We start from the raw sequence: 17188 nt of genomic DNA on the forward strand, positions 1-17188 counted from the left end.
TCCTATTCTTTTTCTTCTAATCGAACCTGTCCATAAGCACGATACTGCTTAGGCGTTACGCCGATCTGTTTCTTGAATATTTTCGTAAAATGGCTCTGATCATAAAAATTCAGCCGTGCCCAGATTTCGGACAACGTAAGCTCGGAGGCGGTCAGCAGTCTCTTTGCTTCCTCCACCTTTTCTCTCATGATATAGCTATGGATCGGAATCCCGACCTCTTTCTTGAACAGCTGCGATAAATAATTGGCGTTTAGCCGTACCTTACCTGCAAGCGCAGCGACCGATATATTCTCATAGATATGGTTAAAGATGTACTGTTGGCATTCCATGACTACCTTTGAAAATTGGCCGGCACGACTATGCCGCACTCGCTCTGCAAAACCGAGCATCGCCTCGGTTCGAAGCTTAACGACGCTTTGAATGTCGGTCAGCTCCTCCAAATGCTGAATATACAAATCGCTCATCGTATAGGCGATCTCCGAATGGAGCCCTCCTTCCATCGCTGCGCGTGTTGCAAGCGTGATTCCGGCTATCGTAATATTTTTTTGACTCCTCAGATAGCTTTTTCTGGACAAAATGCCGAGGTTTTGCGGATCAATTGTCGCAAGCCTCTGCAGCATCTCCGTCCTGCCCTCCTTCATGTACTGGAAAAGCTGCTTCTCCAGCTCAAAGTCATGATGAAGCGCCGTCGTCTCCCGTTGATCGGATAAATTTCGATCGACATGGCGGCCGAACCGCTCCTGCTCCGCTTGCGACAGCAGCGATCGGTGATGAAAAATATCCAGCGTAGCCAGCTCTTTGCCATAGAGCAAATAATACAATAATACGCTCGCATGCAGCAGCTTTAATCCGCTTATAATCGGCAGCGCCTTATAATAAGCACGCGCAGCCTCTTTCTGGTCTATTGGCACGGCGTAATCATTAAGCATCCCCGTGATCGCTTCAGCAGGTATATCCGCATAGGCAGACGGCCCAAATACGACATAGCCTGCATGCTGACTTTCTCGTTGAATACGTACGATTACGTAGTTCTCCAGCTCGTTCAGCGTTTGTATAAGCGGATATTGTGGCATAGCAGCCTCTAAATGAAGCTGTTCTAACAACGCTTGAAGGCTTGCATAGAGCGGACTGGCGAGCTGCCCATTTCCATCCGTTCCAGTAAGCGGCTCCAGCTGCGTATTCACATAGCGGGCTTGGGCTTGAAAATTACCCGACATCAGCTTGCATATAAACAAAATCCGTTCATCAGAAGCAGCATACTCCATCTCAAGCCCCCCTCTTTGCCGCAGCTTTTTATGAATGATTAAATAACAAGAATAAATACTATTTATCTAAGTATTTTACCATAGCCTAACGCTCATTTCGTTTAAAATAAGGTTAAATCACTACTTGTAAGCGCTATTATTCGTTCGAAGGGAGCTTGGACAATGACTAGAGATATCAAGCAAATCGTAGCCCAACTGACGCTGGAGGAAAAAGCTGGCTTATGCTCAGGGCTTAACTTTTGGCATACGAAAGGGATCGAGCGATTACATATTCCATCCGTCATGGTAACCGATGGTCCCCATGGACTGCGCAAGCAAAGCGGGAGCGGCGATCATCTAGGGCTGCTCGACAGCGTTCCGGCTACTTGTTTCCCTTCTGCGGCAGGGCTTGCCTGCTCTTGGGACACGGAGCTCGTGCACCTGGTCGGCGTCGCGCTCGGCGAGGAATGCCAAGCAGAGGACGTAGCGGTGCTGCTTGGTCCGGGCGCCAATATTAAACGGTCCCCGCTTTGCGGAAGAAACTTCGAATATTTCTCCGAGGACCCGCTTCTGTCCTCCGAGCTTGCGGCAGCGCATATTAATGGCGTGCAGAGCCAAGGCGTCGGCACCTCGCTCAAGCATTTTGCCGTTAACAATCAGGAGCACCGCCGAATGACGGTCGATGCCATAGTGGACGAGCGCACGCTGCGGGAAATTTATTTGGCCAGCTTTGAAGGAGCGGTAACCAAAGCGCAGCCATGGACCGTTATGTCCTCCTACAATCAGGTAAACGGTGCATTCGCTTCCGAGAACAGCCGCTTGCTTACTCAAATTTTGAAGGAAGAGTGGGGTCACGAAGGGTTTGTCGTATCCGATTGGGGCGCTGTCAATGAACGTGTTGACGGATTAGCAGCTGGACTCGAGCTCGAGATGCCATCCAGCGGCGGAGCTGGCGACCGCAAAATCGTTGAAGCCGTATTGAACGGTCAACTGTCAGAGGACACACTTAACGATGCGGTCGAACGGATTTTGACCGTTGTATATAAAGCAGTGGACAACAAAAAGGAAAACGCGGCGTACGATGCGGAAGCCCATCACCAGTTGGCAACTAAAGTGGCAGCAGAGAGCATGGTGCTGCTGAAGAATGAGCAAGCAATTCTCCCGCTTCCAAAAAGCGGAACAATCGCCGTTATCGGCGCTCTAGCTGCTTCGCCAAGATACCAAGGCGGCGGCAGCTCTCATATTAAGCCGACAAAGCTCGATAACCCTTTTGCGGAGATGGTACGTTTAGCCGGGGACGGCGCGAAAGTAACCTATGCGCAGGGCTATAAGCTTGAGAGCGATGACCATGACGAGCCTCTTCTAATTGAGGCGAAGGTTAATGCGGCTGACGCCGATGTTGCCGTGTTGTTCATCGGTTTGCCTGACCGTTACGAGTCTGAGGGTTATGACCGCCAGCATCTGAACATTCCTGACAACCAACGCGCTCTAATTGATGCGGTAGCTGAGGTTCAGAGCAATCTTGTTGTTGTGCTCAGCAACGGCTCGCCGATTGTTATGCCTTGGCTTGGCAAAGCCAAGGCCGTGCTTGAAGGTTACTTAGGCGGGCAAGCTGCGGGCGGAGCGATTGCTGCGTTATTGTTCGGCGATGCGAACCCTTCCGGCAAGCTAGCCGAGACATTTCCGGTTAAGCTCAGCGATAATCCGTCATTTTTGAACTTCCCTGGCGAGGGCGACAGGGTCGAATATAAGGAAGGTGTCTTTGTCGGTTACCGTTACTACGACACGAAGGAAATCGAGCCGCTTTTCCCTTTTGGCTTCGGACTTAGCTATACGAGCTTTGCATACAGCAACCTAACAGTTAGCCAAACCGAGCTGACTGATCAGGATGCATTAACGGTCAGCATAGACATTACCAATACGGGAACAATTGCGGGCAAAGAGATCGTTCAGCTTTACGTTAGAGATTCGGTCAGCACCGTGAACAGTCCGTCCAAGGAACTGAAAGGCTTCACCAAGGTGGAGCTTCAGCCGGGCGAGCGGAAGACAGTAACCTTTACGCTTGGCAAACGCGCTTTTGCCTATTACCATGCAGGGATTAAAGATTGGCATGTCGAAACCGGCGAATTCGAGCTGCTTGTTGGCGCCTCCTCGCGTGATATAGCTGAGCGTACTGTGGTGAACGTAAGGTCCACGGTCAGCGTTCGCAAGCCCGTAACGATGAATACGACGTTCGGTGATTTGCTTAGCGATCCCGAGCGCGCGATCATCGCAAGCGGCATGCTTCAGAAATTTTCCGAGAGCAGCAGCGGCATGATGAGCTCGCTTATGGAGGATGCTCCTGAAATGGTTGCAGCCATGCTGAATTTCATGCCGCTCCGTGCGCTTGGCATGTTCAGCCAGGGCGCCGTATCGGAGGAGCAGATCAACGGTATTATCGCTCTGATGAATGAAGTGAAATAGCGTTTGCATGGTGAAACAAAAGCTGCCCCATTAGGTCATTGCGGACCGGTGGGACAGCTTTTTTTTGCGCTAGTCGGCGCATTCAAGCAAATTTTGGAGCTCATGGTAAAGCTCCAGCTCGGATAAAATGCTCTTGCAGCGACTTAGCATCCCTTTATCATCATATATCCGCTTCTCATGCTGCGCATCGCGAATGAATGCCAGCTTCGTCTCAGGGCTAGCTGCTTTAAGCAGCGCTCTCATCGCCTGCTCGTCGTCCCAATCGATGGATAGCGGCTGCGCCGCTGCCTGATTAGTCCGTTCTGCCAGCGGTACGATGCCGATCGTATCAAGTGTCTGCATGCAGATAAGCTGATCCCTTTGCTTGCGTAAGCTATCGATATAACCAGCCAAATCGGGGATTTCGGTCAGAGTAAAGATCTCTTTAAGCCTCTGCAGTGCTGGCGTCAGCTCCTGCCCGCTCGCTTGCCCAATCTTGTTAGTATCAAATGGCGCGATGCTGTTATATAAAATGCTTTTATCCGAACATAAGATACGAAGAAAGTCCTTTATATTGCTTGATACCAGCCAAATTTCGGAACCAAAATCCATGGGCGATACAACGGCTATATAGGCATCCTCGAGATCAGTAACTGTCCCAAAATCGGTAACGAAGCAATAATGAATGCCGTCTGCGCCGGGGCTCGCGAAAGGAATAAAGTCCGGCGGCGTGCAAGGGTAACGCATATCATACTTCTGCATAAGCAGCCCGATCTCCAGATCCATCGCTCTCCCAAGCTCCTCCTCCAGCTCATACAGACGCTGTATCGTAGGAGGCAGCTCGTATTTTCCATACTGGCGGTGGATGCGCGGCTCAGGTTCGATTGCTTTCTCATGCTCGATATGGCCAAACGACACAACCGAGGACAGCTGCCCCGTGTCCATTTTCGCATACTCGCTCAACATATTCGGCACATGCTCCCGTGTCAGTTTGACCCCGGATGCCGTGTTGTACAGCACCGTAAGGTCATTGTCGCTCCAGCCCAGCAATGTTTCCGCAGACAGTTCACCTTTATGGGCGAAAAGACGCAGAAGCATGGCATCGAGCTGTGCACGCATGCTATCCGGTGCCAATCCGTACTCCTCTAAAATAAGATCGATCATCTGCTGCTTGTCCATTTCCCGCTCCCCTTTAGTTCAGTCATTTAATCCCAATTATACCAAATGGGTGAAATGAAAAACTAGCTTTGAATACGCAGAAGAAACGGCTGCTTCATCGCATAGCCGGCCATTTGAATGACGGAGCCCCGCTTTTTGTCGCTGCCATAAACTTGCTCTTGCCCGATGGCCGGTATTTATCGATACGTGCCAGCAAACTAGCGGATAATTAGAGGTTTTCGACGAAGGAGCTCATTCCCTTCATATTTCGGCTTATACCGTTCAAGACCATCTTAAATCGATCTTTGCCAAAACAGGGTTTAGCAGCAGGCGCGAGCTGATGTGGGAATTGTTCTCTAGACATGGCATGGGTTGAGCTATGCGGGGGATCGCTTGCCGGGCATGCAAAAAGAGGCTGCGCAATTACGCAGCCTCTTCTCTTTTGCTGGATTATTCAGTTGGGTTGACTGCGCTTGGATCCATGTAGAAAACTTCCCACAGATGCCCGTCAAGATCCTCAAAGCCCCATCCATACATGAAACCGTGGTCAACCGCTTCTTTGGAATGTCCAGCGCCAGCAGCATGCGCTTTGTGGACAAGCTCATCGACTTGCTCTTTGTTCTCAGCAGATAACGCTAAAATCATTTCGGATTTCGTTGTTGTATCGGAAATCTCTTTCTTGATGAACGATTTGAAATAGTCTTCGACCAGCAGCATCGCATAAATATTTTCGCCGATTATTAGACAGGTTGCATTCTCATCCGTAAATTGAGCGTTAAATTCAAATCCTAGCGCCGTAAAAAACGCGACCGATTTATTCAAATCCTTAACCGGTAAATTCACAAAAATATTAGCTGTCTTAAATCCCATTAACGATCACCTCATCATTAGATTGTCAAACCTTCGGCGACCGTTGGTTGAAATAGGCCGATTAAATGTTTGATTTGTTTATCGCTTTATTCTAGCATTTTAAAGACTCGGGCATTTCTTTTAGATTGCTATTTTCAAGTAAAAGGGATGCGCGCCAAAATAAGCTGCTGCAGCGTTATCGCCCCCCTTATTGTTCAAAAAAAGAAGGCCGACCGCTTTCATACATTCGCTCCAGCTTATCAATCTCCGCAGAAATCTCATGCAGCCAATTCCAATCATTCGTCATGCTGGCCATTAATCCGAAATTGTATTGTTCAGCCAGCCTTTGCGCATATTTGGCATTGAGCTTCAGGCATACGTCCAGCTCCGAGGTTTCCTGTTCCGTAAGCTTTCGGCTCTGTTGCAGCAGCCACAGCTCTGCAAGTCGCCAGTGAATATTCATCATAGCGATCAATCCAATCGTCTATAAGTACAATCCTTTTTATTATTGCCAACTTAACGAGCCATTAGTCTTGTTAGCGGAAGATTTCCAGAGGCGGCCTTTGTTTCATCCCTATCAAATTTGTTTTATATCTTATTAACGAATAAGAGGGGGAGTGAGCGGCATGGCGATGAAGCAAACCTATTACGTATCGATATCTGGGAAACGGGTCGAGCCGGAGCCTTCCATCAATGATCAGTTAACGGTAACAGCGACTTTAGAGGAAATTGGCGAGCTGCAGCTGCTGCTGGACCAAATTCAGCGGGATGACGAGAAAACCCAATTTCGCGCGCCTATTCCGTACAAATCCGCCGACCATGACGAAGCGACGGACTAGTTCAACGAGGACATCATCAAGGTGTACGATGCCGTTTATGCGCTTGGCACGAAGGAGACCAAGGATCATATTCGCGAGATGAATATTTTACCAAAGCTCCAAGACCCCGATTACAACTATCCCGGCTATGAGCGTTAGGGCATTATCCGAAGGAGGCTGAAGCAGCAGGCTTATGCCTGTTGCGTCAGTTTTTTGTTTTGTGGCTCGGTGGATGGTTGGTTGATGCTGCTGGTTAAGTAATATGCTGAAATGGTGATACGGCTGATATTGGGTGGCTCTGGTGCAGCAGCAGTTTTATGAACAAGGTGTTACGTCTGCTGTTACGCTCCCCTTACTAGCCTTGTCCTTAATTTGTTGGAGTTGCTTGTGCATCATAATGCGAACGAAGAGTTACTCCTGTTGTTTAGCGCAGCTTCTCCCAGCACCACACTAACGGGAAAAACTCCAGCTAATTTCAGCTTTTTTGCTCTCTAGACTCAATTAACGGGAATTTCTCCCTGTAATTTTCCGTTTTGGCGGCTTCCCAGCGAGTATTCGTTGAATTTGCATGAGAAATTCCATCTAAATTCAAAAATTGCTGATTTCTGATGCAATTAGCTGGAGCATTTCCTGCTAATTGCTTTTTGGTTGGAGAAGTTAGTTTGACGAATCAGCTAGGTTGTTCCACATGAGCAAGGTGTTGATCGTGTTGTTTAGCGCAGCTTCACCCAGCACCACACTAACGGGAAAAACTCCAGCTAATTTCAGCTTTTTTGCTCTCTAGACTCAATTAACGGGAATTTCTCCCTGTAATTTTCCGTTTTGGCGGCTTCCCAGCGAGTATTCGTTGAATTTGCATGAGAAATTCCATCTAAATTCAAAAATTGCTGATTTCTGATGCAATTAGCTGGAGCATTTCCTGCTAATTGCTTTTTGGTTGGAGAAGTTAGTTTGACGAATCAGCTAGGTTGTTCCACATGAGCAAGGTGTTGATCGTGTTGTTTAGCGCAGCTTCACCCAGCACCACACTAACGGGAAAAACTCCAGCTAATTTCAGCTTTTTTGCTCTCTAGACTCAATTAACGGGAATTTTTCCCTGTAATTTTCCGTTTTGGCGGCTTTCCAGCCAATATTCGTTGAATTTGCATGAGAAATTCCATCTAAATTCTAAAATTGATGATTTCTGATGCAATTAGCTGGAGCATTTCCTGCTAATTGCTTTTTGGTTGGAGAAATTAGTTTGACGAATCAGCTAGGTTGTTCCACATGAGCAAGGTGTTGATCGTGTTGTTTAGCATAGCTTCTCCCAGCACCACACTAACGGGAAAAACTCCAGCTAATTTCAACTTTTTTGCTCTCTAGACTCAATTAACGGGAATTTCTCCCTGTAATTTTCCGTTTTGGCGGCTTCCCAGCGAGTATTCGTTGAATTTGCATGAGAAATTCCATCTAAATTCAAAAATTGCTGATTTCTGATGCAATTAGCTGGAGCATTTCCTGCTAATTGCTTTTTGGTTGGAGAAGTTAGTTTGACGAATCAGCTAGGTTGTTCCACATGAGCAAGGTGTTGATCGTGTTGTTTAGCATAGCTTCTCCCAGCACCACACTAACGGGAAAAACTCCAGCTAATTTCAACTTTTTTGCTCTCTAGACTCAATTAACGGGAATTTCTCCCTGTAATTTTCCGTTTTGGCGGCTTCCCAGCGAGTATTCGTTGAATTTGCATGAGAAATTCCATCTAAATTCAAAAATTGCTGATTTCTGATGCAATTAGCTGGAGCATTTCCTGCTAATTGCTTTTTGGTTGGAGAAGTTAGTTTGACGAATCAGCTAGGTTGTTCCACATGAGCAAGGTGTTGATCGTGTTGTTTAGCATAGCTTCACCCAGCACCACACTAACGGGAAAAACTCCAGCTAATTTCAACTTTTTTGCTCTCTAGACTCAATTAACGGGAATTTCTCCCTGTAATTTTCCGTTTTGGCGGCTTCCCAGCGAGTATTCGTTGAATTTGCATGAGAAATTCCATCTAAATTCAAAAATTGCTGATTTCTGATGCAATTAGCTGGAGCATTTCCTGCTAATTGCTTTTTGGTTGGAGAAGTTAGTTTGACGAATCAGCTAGGTTGTTCCACATGAGCAAGGTGTTGATCGTGTTGTTTAGCATAGCTTCACCCAGCACCACACTAACGGGAAAAACTCCAGCTAATTTCAACTTTTTTGCTCTCTAGACTCAATTAACGGGAATTTCTCCCTGTAATTTTCCGTTTAGGCGGCTTCCCAGCGAGTATTCGTTGAATTTGCATGAGAAATTCCATCTAAATTCAAAAATTGCTGATTTCTGATGCAATTAGCTGGAGCATTTCCTGCTAATTGCTTTTTGGTTGGAGAAGTTAGTTTGACGAATCAGCTAGGTTGTTCCACATGAGCAAGGTGTTGATCGTGTTGTTTAGCGCAGCTTCACCCAGCACCACACTAACGGGAAAAACTCCAGCTAATTTCAGCTTTTTTGCTCTCTAGACTCAATTAACGGGAATTTCTCCCTGTAATTTTCCGTTTAGGCGGCTTCCCAGCGAGTATTCGTTGAATTTGCATGAGAAATTCCATCTAAATTCAAAAATTGCTGATTTCTGATGCAATTAGCTGGAGCATTTCCTGCTAATTGCTTTTTGGTTGGAGAAGTTAGTTTGACGAATCAGCTAGGTTGTTCCACATGAGCAAGGTGTTGATCGTGTTGTTTAGCGCAGCTTCACCCAGCACCACACTAACGGGAAAAACTCCAGCTAATTTCAGCTTTTTTGCTCTCTAGACTCAATTAACGGGAATTTTTCCCTGTAATTTTCCGTTTTGGCGGCTTTCCAGCCAATATTCGTTGAATTTGCATGAGAAATTCCATCTAAATTCTAAAATTGATGATTTCTGATGCAATTAGCTGGAGCATTTCCTGCTAATTGCTTTTTGGTTGGAGAAATTAGTTTGACGAATCAGCTAGGTTGTTCCACATGAGCAAGGTGTTGATCGTGTTGTTTAGCATAGCTTCTCCCAGCACCACACTAACGGGAAAAACTCCAGCTAATTTCAACTTTTTTGCTCTCTAGACTCAATTAACGGGAATTTCTCCCTGTAATTTTCCGTTTAGGCGGCTTCCCAGCGAGTATTCGTTGAATTTGCATGAGAAATTCCATCTAAATTCAAAAATTGCTGATTTCTGATGCAATTAGCTGGAGCATTTCCTGCTAATTGCAAATTAGCAAGAAAATCTACCGCTAATTGTGAAGCATGTAGAATAGGTTCGCTCTCCTACCTCTAGGAAGTCCCCCTCCCCTTTCCCCTTCAAGACATAAAAAAAACCGCTCGCCATAAGCGACCGGCTCCCACGCTATGTCTATTCAAACAACCTAACTGCCTTGCCCTTTACTTCCTCAAGTATTTGCTTGCGGGCGGCGTCATCGATTTGGGGCACGCTGCCGAAGAAAAGATGGCCGACCGGCTGAATGCCGCAAAATTCGTAAATTCCCGTATCCGAAGTCAAGGTTAAGCCTTCGTACATGCCGGTTTTGCTGTACATTTCCGCGGGAGCACCATGCGTATTGATTATGAGCCCCTTTTTGCCTGCCAGCAGCTTCTTAATATTGCCGTCCTCCCCGTACGCATAGGCGAAGCCGTACGCAAACACACGATCGATATAGCCTTTAATCAGGGCGGGCAAGCCCGTCCACCAAATCGGATAGACCATCGTGAAGGCATCCGCCCATTTCACATGCTCTTGCTCCGTCTTGATGTCCGCTGGCGTATCGCCCTCGCGTATCGCTTCAAAATCGCTCGCCTTAAGCACAGGCTCAAATCCCATCGCGTACAAATCTCTGACGACAACCTCATGTCCTTTTTCCTTTAAAGATCCGATGAACGCATCAACGATCGCATTGTTGAAGCTATCCGGATTAGGATGGCAATAGATGATTAAGTGCTTCATGATCAGGCTGCACCTCCGCAGTTATAGAAATCAGTCTGCACTAGTGTTGCCTAATGACCCCCAATTATGTAAGTCCGACCTGCTGCTCGCTCCATGCCCATAATCTAGCTGCAAGCTCAGCATTGCTGCCCTTGCTCGCCGTCTGTACGATCTTGCTGTCGATATAATATTGTCCGGTTTGGCCAGCCGCCGCTTCGCTTGAAGCCAAATAAATAGCAGTCCTCGCCCCTTCAAGCGGCGTACGAAAAAATGGCCGAAGCAGCTTATGCACCGTTTTGCCGAAGCCTGTCTTCCGATCCACGCCGATATTGGTTGCCACCGCGCCCGGATGGACGCTGTTAACCGTTACTCTCGTGCCCGCTAGCCTAGTTGCCAGCTCCTTCGTGAACAAAATATTAGCCAGCTTGGACTGCGCGTAGCCTTTAACAACATTGTAGCTCTTCGTAAGATTTGGGTCGTCAAAATGGATCCTTCCTGCCTTATGCGCGCCAGAGGATAGATTGACAATTCGTCCTTGCGGGGCAGCCTTAATAAGTTCCAGCAGTTCGTTTGTCAGCAAAAAATGGCCCAAATGGTTAATGCCGATTTGCGACTCAAATCCGTCCGACGTCAGCTCCCGCTTCAAGGAGACGACGCCCGCATTGTTAATCAGCACATCAAGCCGATCATACTTTTGCTTAAAAGCAGCGGTGAAGCTGCGAATACTCGCTAGCGAGCCCAAATCACAGGTCATAAGCGCCAGCTCCTTGCTGCCGCTCTGCTTACGTGCCTGCTCTAGTGCGAGCTCACCGCGCTCCCTGCTGCGGCAAACCATCACCACATGCGCGCCTTGCTTCGCAAGCTCCACCGTAGTCGCAAGCCCCATGCCGGAATTAGCGCCGGTTACCATTACGATCTTACCCGTCATATCTCCCATCTTAGCCACCTCCGCATATTTGTTACTTACAGCTTATCATGTACCTGAAACGTATGCCGCACAAATTCAATAAACGATCTGACATGTGGTGAAAGCTGATCCTCATTGCGGTACGCTAGACAAATATGCCTGCTGTTTACATATTGGGGCAGGTCGCGCATAACCAGCTCGCCGGCGTCGATCTCTCGAATGACGCTCCGTCGAGGCAAAATGCCGACTCCCATGTTGCATTTAAGCGCCTCTTTGATCGTCTCGATCGCGCCAAGCTCCATGACGCTTCCCCATTGCAATCCGGCACCGCGCGCCCACTCGTCCGAAAGCGTTCGTGAGGTTGATCCTACCTCATGCAGCAAAAAGGTTTGTTGCCTCAGCTGCTCCACTTCTATCTGTGACAGTCCGGCTAACGGATGCTCCGGCGCCAGCAGCAGCTTCAGCTCATCGGCAATGAGCGGCTGCACGATAAGTCCCTCCTGCGGCGATTCGCCTAGCGAAACGATGCCTATATCAATCTCGTAGCTTCTAAGCATCGCAAGAACGGAAGCCGCCTGCTTCACGGTCAGCATCAGGCTCACGCTCGGGTACAGCTTGCGATACGCGGCAAAATGCGGAGGCATGACATAGGTTGCCGGCGTGTAGCTTGCTCCAAGCCTAAGGCGTCCCTCGCCCTGCTCGCGTCGCTCCAGCATGGCGAGCCTAGCCTCCTCCATCAGAAAAACAATACGTTTCGCATAAGGCAGCAGCTCCACCGCCGCGTCGCTAGGCTGCAGGCTCCGCGAGTGCTTGCGAAACAGCTCCACGCCCAGCTCCTCCTCCAGCCTTTTGAGATGAAAGCTGATCGTCGGCTGCTTAAGCCCAAGCTTGTCCGCGGCTTCCGCGAGCGTCCGCCCGCCGCAAACCTCCATAAATACATGCAGCTGCTGCACGTTCATCCCGATCATCCTCCCTCGCTTTTTGCCTATTAATATAGATTAAATCTATATGTATATCAATATCTATCGATTACATTTAATAATATCTCGACAATATGTTAACAATCATCTGACAAACCATTGCTAAAGTTAGGAGGTAAGCAAAACAGATAGTGGAGGGAAATCGAAACGATGAAAACGAATGGGAAACGCTGGCTTGGAACTATTTTGCTGGCCGGGTTGATGACAATGACCGCTGCTTGCGGCAGCGGAAATGCAGGCAACACGAATAACCATACAGCTGCAAACGCCGGAAGCACAGAAACGGCGGCTCCTACTGAGGAAGCGCAAGCGACAGAGCAAGCAACGACGAAGGATGAAGGAACGCTTACCGTTTACTTAAATGATTTTGACAGCATTATTGCCCCTATGTTCGAGGAAGCGACTGGGTACAAGCTTGAGATTGTGGCAGGCAACGGAGCTGAAATTATGTCCCGTGTTGAAGCAGAGAAAGGCAATCCGCACTGGGATGTCATCTGGCTCGATGCCATGCCTTCCATTTATGGATTAGGCGCAAGCGGTCAGCTGCTTGAAGACTGGGCTCCGGGTAACCTCGCTAATCTAACCGATTTTGCCAAATCTTTTGTGCCTGAGAAAAAATGGTATGTGCCGACTGGCGCGCATGCTGCGGGCGTTATCGTATACAACAAGGAAAAAGTGAAAGCCGAGGATGCTCCAAAAACATGGGAGGAATTCTCCGATGCGAAATACAAAAACTTGATCGGCATGGCTGATCCGGCGATTGCGGCTCCTGCTTATCCGTTTGTTTCTTGGTTCTTTAACGATAAAACAATTGAAGGCGGACAGACGTTCTTTGGCTCGCTGATGAGCAACGGCCTTCGCGTCTATCCAAAAAATCCGAATGTCGTCAAAGCGCTAGCCGCTGGCGAAATCTCCATAGCTGCGCTGCAAGAGAGCAATGCATACGCCATGAAAAACGACAACGAGCCGATTGAGATCATTTGGCCTGCTGAAGGCGCGCCTGCTTCGGTCCGGGTAGCAGCAATTCAGAAAAACACGAAAAATCCGAATGCGGCAAAAGCGTTCATCGAATTTTTGCTCGATCCAAAAACACAGCAAGCGCTAATCGACAAAGGCGACGAAAGCTATTTCCAGCCTTCCGTGAACGGCGTAAATGCTAAGCAAGATCGCGCAGCCGATGCGAAGCTCGTTGCAGCCGACGCTTCCTGGGCATCTGAGAATGAAGCAGCCATTAAGCAATGGTTCGCCGACCAATCCGTTAAGTAAGCGATGCAAACCTTTATGAAGGATCGACTGGGATGGTTCGTCAGCATCATCCTGTTCATCCTCGTCTTATATCCCTTGGCGGCAGTCATTATTCAAGTACTGCTGCCCGGGGTTTTCTTCGGCAATTGGCAACTTGGGGATCTTGCGCTGCTGCTCGAAATATTCAAGCGTCCCCTATGGCAAAAATCACTCGAAAATTCAGTCGTGCTTGGACTCGGTACAACGGTGCTCGCTACGCTGCTTGGCGGCGTGCTTGCAACGATCCGTGCAAAATGGTCATTTCCGACGGCAAAGCTGTTAGACGCTTCGGTTTGGCTGCTTATTATAACGCCTTCCTTTATTCTAGCGCAGGGCTGGGTGCTGTTTGCCGCCGGCGGCGGCATTGCCGTCAACCTGCTTGGCTGGCACTGGGTCACAAGCGCTGTTTTCCAGCCTGCCGGACTTATTTTTATTATGACCTTAAGCAAGTTTCCGTTTGCTTATTTGAGCGTTCATGCGGCAATGGAGTGGAAGGTTGATCAGCTGTCCCACGCCGCTCGTCTATCCGGCGCATCGGCCTTTACTGTATGGCGGACAATCGAGGCACCGCTGCTTATGCCTGCGGTCTGGGCTGGCGCGGCGCTTGTTTTTATGGACACCATCGGCGATTTTGGCCTTCCCGCATCGATTGCTGCCGTTTATCGTTTTCCAACGCTGCCCTACTCTATTTATTCGGCTATCTATACCTCGCCAATTCGGTTCGATATGGCAGGCGTCCTTTCGTTTTATCTCGTTTTGCTGATTGGCATTGCGATGTTTGTCCAATTTTATGCAATGCGCCGCTCTCGCTTTGACTTCTTATCGGCGCGTGCAGAGCGCTCCGTACCGAAACCGGCAGGCAAGCTTGCCGTGCTTCTTGCGACAATGAATTTGTTATTTCTTGCCGTAATCATCGGCATTCCGATAGGCGCGAACGTACTCATGTCCATATTCAAAACCCAATCAGGCGGCTTGAAGCTAAGCAATCTCACCTTCGAGCATTACCGCGTTTTATTTCATAGCTCAAGCACGCTGCTGAAGGGGTTGTCCCATTCCTTAATGATCGCCGGCATCGCTGCCCTGCTAGGTTTGTTATTCGGGCTGTGCGTCGCCTATGTGCTAACCTATTCGCAGTTCAAGTTCAAACGTACGATTGAGGTATTCTCGATCGTTACGCTTGCCGTACCCGGCGTCGTGCTTGGCATTGGCTATATTTTTGTCTGGAATCAAAAATGGCTCGAATCCATCGGCCTGCTCCTTTACGGAACGCCTTGGATTCTTGTGCTTGCCGCCATTGCCGGCGCCATTCCTGTCATTACAAGGCTGATGGTAGGCGCGATGGCAAAGGTGCCGCACAGCTTGCTTACAGCCGCACAGCTGCAAGGCGATACGCTCGCAGGACGGGTCCGCTTCATTCTTGTTCCGCTAATTCGCGGAGCGCTGCTCTCTGCAGGCCTTGCGGCATTTGGCTCCAGCGTCTTTGATCTCGCGGTCAATTCGATCCTGTTCCCGCCAAACTTCCTTACGCTGCCCGTTACGATCAACAAAGCGTTCGAGGATTTGGATTTTGGATATGCGTCAGCGGCTACCGTACTTGGATCAGCCATCGTTATACTTATCATTTTGGCGATTGAGCTATTGCTCCGCCGCAAGGAGGTCAAAGCATGACATCGACTGCCATGAAGCAAAACCATCAAAACCATCATCCCTCTGACGAGATTAAGCTTAAAGCTTCGATTGCTGAAAAACCGCTGCTCTCAGCGCATGGCCTGACCAAAAGCTATGGCGCGTTCCAAGCGCTCAAAGGAATCTCCTTCGACATGCGCGAAGGCGAGATTATTAGCGTGCTTGGTCCGTCTGGCTGCGGCAAATCGACGCTGCTCCAGCTTGTTGCCGGCTTGTCGAAGCCTGACAGCGGCCAGCTCATGATAGGCGATGAGGTTATCGCCTCGTCGTCTGTCATGATGCCCCCCGAGAAACGCGGGGTTAATATGGTGTTTCAAGACTATGCGCTGTGGCCGCATATGAATGTCCTCGACAACATTGCTTATGGGCTGCGCAGAAGCAAGATGGCACGGGCGGACATCCAGCAGCGGGTTCAAGAGCTTCTGACGATGCTTCATCTCGAAGGGCTTGGGCATCGATTGCCGCCTCAGCTCTCCGGCGGCCAGCAGCAGCGGGTTGCCATTGCGAGGGCGCTGGCGACAAGGCCAAAGCTGATGCTGCTCGATGAGCCGCTCTCCAATCTCGATATGCGTCTGCGCGTAGAAATGCGCACGGAGATGGCGTATTTATTCCGCCAATTAGGCATGAGCGTCTTCCATGTTACGCATGATCCGGACGAGGCCTTCGCCATGGCTGATCGGCTGCTCATTTTGCGCAATGGTCAAATCGACCAGATTGGCACGCCGCAGCAATGCTTTACGCGTCCTGCGAGCCGCTGGGCAGCGTCCTTGCTTGGGGCGATTAACGGCTTGCGCGGCGAAGTCGTAAACGGGAGCAGCGGAAGCGCTGTTCGAATCGGCTCTACGCTTATTCACGGCTTGCTTGCGCCGGAGCAGCATAATTTGCCTAACCATTCGCAAGCGATCCTCATGTTTCGCCCCGAGGAGGTCGAGGTGCTGGAGCGCCATGGCGAAGCAGATCCGGCAGCCGCACCTGCCTTAGCCATACCGCAGGAGCAAGCTGACAATGCGCTTCAGCTGCATGTGCTTCACTGTACCTTCGAGGGCAACCGCTGGCGGGCAGTCGCACAAACGAGCTGCGATCAAAAGCTATATTTGGTGCTCGCCATTCCATTAGAGGCTGGCGAATATGTAACGATTAAGCTTGCCGCACGTTCTGCTTTCATTTACCCGAATGAGGAAGAAAGGTAGTCGATTCTTTTGCACAACCCAGCGAAAACAAACTCGCGGCTGCTAGCTGTCGCAGACATTCACGGCTATAAGGAAGAACTGTTGGATTTGCTTCAAACAGCAAGCTATAACCCGCTTCAAGACCAGCTTATCCTGCTTGGCGACTATATCGATGCCGATAATCCCGACACTTGGGGTACGCTCGATACGGTTCGCCGGCTTGTTGCCGAAGGCGCGGCTGCCTTGCTCGGAAACCAAGAGCTCCGCCTGCTCGCTTCAACAAAGTCTAGCAAAACGCTTAACGCAAGCACGAAGGCATGGCTGCGCAAGCTTTCTTTATATTTCATTCAAGGCCCCTATCTATTCGTTCATGCAGGCATTCGTCCAGGCGTACCGCTGCATAAGCAAAATTCGGCGGATCTTACAGAAATTCGCGACGAATTTATTTATACTCCGTTATCCGAGCAGGACGAGGCACGTCCTTACACCATTATTTTTGGCCATACGCCGACCTTTAAGCTGGATGCCCCAGGAACTATTTGGCAAGGAGAGCGCCGGCTTGCCATCGATACTGGAGCCAAGCATGGTTACCGCTTAACGCTTCTTGATGTCAGCGGCAAGCTTAGCTATTCATGCTCCACCTCGCCCGGAAGCCGCGGCGGCGATTTTAGAATCGAACCGCTCGCCTCCTCCCTATAAAT

General features: G+C 49.2%; 13 protein-coding genes and 1 pseudogene. 7 read left to right on the forward strand and 7 right to left on the reverse strand.

The window, feature by feature from the left end:
* Positions 1–2 precede the first annotated feature (2 nt).
* The gene (locus tag A7975_RS28340; protein ID WP_065387366.1) at positions 3–1265 is read right to left on the reverse strand and encodes a helix-turn-helix domain-containing protein; all 1263 of its coding nucleotides are present in this window, start codon (positions 1263–1265) and stop codon (positions 3–5) included.
* A gap of 162 nt (positions 1266–1427) precedes the next feature.
* Between A7975_RS28340 and A7975_RS28345 the strand changes: the two genes are divergently transcribed.
* Complete coding sequence (locus tag A7975_RS28345) at positions 1428–3707, forward strand: beta-glucosidase family protein (protein WP_065387367.1); 2280 nt, start codon at positions 1428–1430, stop codon at positions 3705–3707.
* Between the two features lie 69 nt (positions 3708–3776).
* On the opposite strand, the gene A7975_RS28350 is transcribed toward A7975_RS28345, so the two are convergent.
* Positions 3777–4865 carry a hypothetical protein gene (locus A7975_RS28350; RefSeq protein WP_065387368.1) on the reverse strand — a complete coding sequence of 363 codons (1089 nt, stop codon included), beginning with the start codon at positions 4863–4865 and terminating at the stop codon, positions 3777–3779.
* Positions 4866–5088: 223 nt separating this feature from the next.
* Here A7975_RS28350 and A7975_RS35170 point away from each other — a divergent pair.
* Positions 5089–5220, forward strand: a pseudogene (locus A7975_RS35170) (LuxR family transcriptional regulator); the annotation flags it as partial.
* Positions 5221–5294: 74 nt separating this feature from the next.
* On the opposite strand, the gene A7975_RS28355 reads toward A7975_RS35170, so the two are convergent.
* Positions 5295–5714, reverse strand: a complete 420-nt coding sequence (locus A7975_RS28355; RefSeq protein ID WP_065387369.1) for a VOC family protein — start codon at positions 5712–5714, stop codon at positions 5295–5297.
* 187 nt (positions 5715–5901) lie between these two features.
* The gene (locus A7975_RS28360) at positions 5902–6159 is read right to left on the reverse strand and encodes a DUF7667 family protein (RefSeq protein WP_065387370.1); all 258 of its coding nucleotides are present in this window, start codon (positions 6157–6159) and stop codon (positions 5902–5904) included.
* 160 nt (positions 6160–6319) lie between these two features.
* Between A7975_RS28360 and A7975_RS35175 the strand changes: the two genes are divergently transcribed.
* Positions 6320–6532, forward strand: a complete 213-nt coding sequence (locus A7975_RS35175) for a hypothetical protein (protein ID WP_255314597.1) — start codon at positions 6320–6322, stop codon at positions 6530–6532.
* Positions 6533–9894: 3362 nt separating this feature from the next.
* Here A7975_RS35175 and A7975_RS28370 read toward each other — a convergent pair.
* The 3 genes from A7975_RS28370 to A7975_RS28380 form a co-directional block, all read right to left on the reverse strand.
* Positions 9895–10482, reverse strand: a complete 588-nt coding sequence (locus A7975_RS28370; RefSeq protein WP_053372044.1) for an NAD(P)H-dependent oxidoreductase — start codon at positions 10480–10482, stop codon at positions 9895–9897.
* A 64-nt stretch (positions 10483–10546) separates the two neighbouring features.
* The gene (locus tag A7975_RS28375) at positions 10547–11389 is read right to left on the reverse strand and encodes an SDR family oxidoreductase (RefSeq protein WP_065387475.1); all 843 of its coding nucleotides are present in this window, start codon (positions 11387–11389) and stop codon (positions 10547–10549) included.
* 35 nt (positions 11390–11424) lie between these two features.
* A complete protein-coding gene (locus tag A7975_RS28380; RefSeq protein ID WP_053372045.1) occupies positions 11425–12327 on the reverse strand; it encodes a LysR family transcriptional regulator in 903 nt (300 codons plus the stop codon).
* Between the two features lie 171 nt (positions 12328–12498).
* Here A7975_RS28380 and A7975_RS28385 point away from each other — a divergent pair, with 171 nt between their 5' ends.
* The 4 genes from A7975_RS28385 to A7975_RS28400 are packed head-to-tail and all read left to right on the forward strand — an operon-like array spanning position 12499 to position 17186.
* A complete protein-coding gene (locus A7975_RS28385) occupies positions 12499–13614 on the forward strand; it encodes an extracellular solute-binding protein (RefSeq protein ID WP_065387371.1) in 1116 nt (371 codons plus the stop codon).
* Between the two features lie 15 nt (positions 13615–13629).
* A complete protein-coding gene (locus tag A7975_RS28390) occupies positions 13630–15300 on the forward strand; it encodes an ABC transporter permease (protein ID WP_082198509.1) in 1671 nt (556 codons plus the stop codon).
* Complete coding sequence (locus tag A7975_RS28395) at positions 15297–16508, forward strand: ABC transporter ATP-binding protein (RefSeq protein ID WP_255314598.1); 1212 nt, start codon at positions 15297–15299, stop codon at positions 16506–16508. Before A7975_RS28390 ends, A7975_RS28395 begins: the two co-directional genes overlap by 4 nt.
* 9 nt (positions 16509–16517) lie before the next feature.
* Positions 16518–17186: a metallophosphoesterase gene (locus A7975_RS28400; protein WP_065387372.1), complete on the forward strand. Its 669-nt coding sequence runs from the start codon at positions 16518–16520 to the stop codon at positions 17184–17186.
* The last annotated feature ends 2 nt before the right edge of the window (positions 17187–17188 follow it).

It is taken from the genome of Bacillus sp. FJAT-26390, assembly GCF_001682865.1.
Taxonomy (GTDB): Bacteria; Bacillota; Bacilli; order Paenibacillales; family Paenibacillaceae; genus Pristimantibacillus.

What these genes read in the sequence shown, in the direction of transcription:
- A7975_RS28340 (WP_065387366.1), bottom strand. Translation starts at nt 1,265, where the DNA reads ATGGAGTATGCTGCTTCTGATGAACGGATTTTGTTTATATGCAAGCTG.
- A7975_RS28345 (WP_065387367.1), top strand. Translation starts at nt 1,428, where the DNA reads ATGACTAGAGATATCAAGCAAATCGTAGCCCAACTGACGCTGGAGGAA.
- A7975_RS28350 (WP_065387368.1), bottom strand. Translation starts at nt 4,865, where the DNA reads ATGGACAAGCAGCAGATGATCGATCTTATTTTAGAGGAGTACGGATTG.
- A7975_RS28355 (WP_065387369.1), bottom strand. Translation starts at nt 5,714, where the DNA reads ATGGGATTTAAGACAGCTAATATTTTTGTGAATTTACCGGTTAAGGAT.
- A7975_RS28360 (WP_065387370.1), bottom strand. Translation starts at nt 6,159, where the DNA reads ATGATGAATATTCACTGGCGACTTGCAGAGCTGTGGCTGCTGCAACAG.
- A7975_RS35175 (WP_255314597.1), top strand. Translation starts at nt 6,320, where the DNA reads ATGGCGATGAAGCAAACCTATTACGTATCGATATCTGGGAAACGGGTC.
- A7975_RS28370 (WP_053372044.1), bottom strand. Translation starts at nt 10,482, where the DNA reads ATGAAGCACTTAATCATCTATTGCCATCCTAATCCGGATAGCTTCAAC.
- A7975_RS28375 (WP_065387475.1), bottom strand. Translation starts at nt 11,389, where the DNA reads ATGACGGGTAAGATCGTAATGGTAACCGGCGCTAATTCCGGCATGGGG.
- A7975_RS28380 (WP_053372045.1), bottom strand. Translation starts at nt 12,327, where the DNA reads ATGAACGTGCAGCAGCTGCATGTATTTATGGAGGTTTGCGGCGGGCGG.
- A7975_RS28385 (WP_065387371.1), top strand. Translation starts at nt 12,499, where the DNA reads ATGAAAACGAATGGGAAACGCTGGCTTGGAACTATTTTGCTGGCCGGG.
- A7975_RS28390 (WP_082198509.1), top strand. Translation starts at nt 13,630, where the DNA reads ATGAAGGATCGACTGGGATGGTTCGTCAGCATCATCCTGTTCATCCTC.
- A7975_RS28395 (WP_255314598.1), top strand. Translation starts at nt 15,297, where the DNA reads ATGACATCGACTGCCATGAAGCAAAACCATCAAAACCATCATCCCTCT.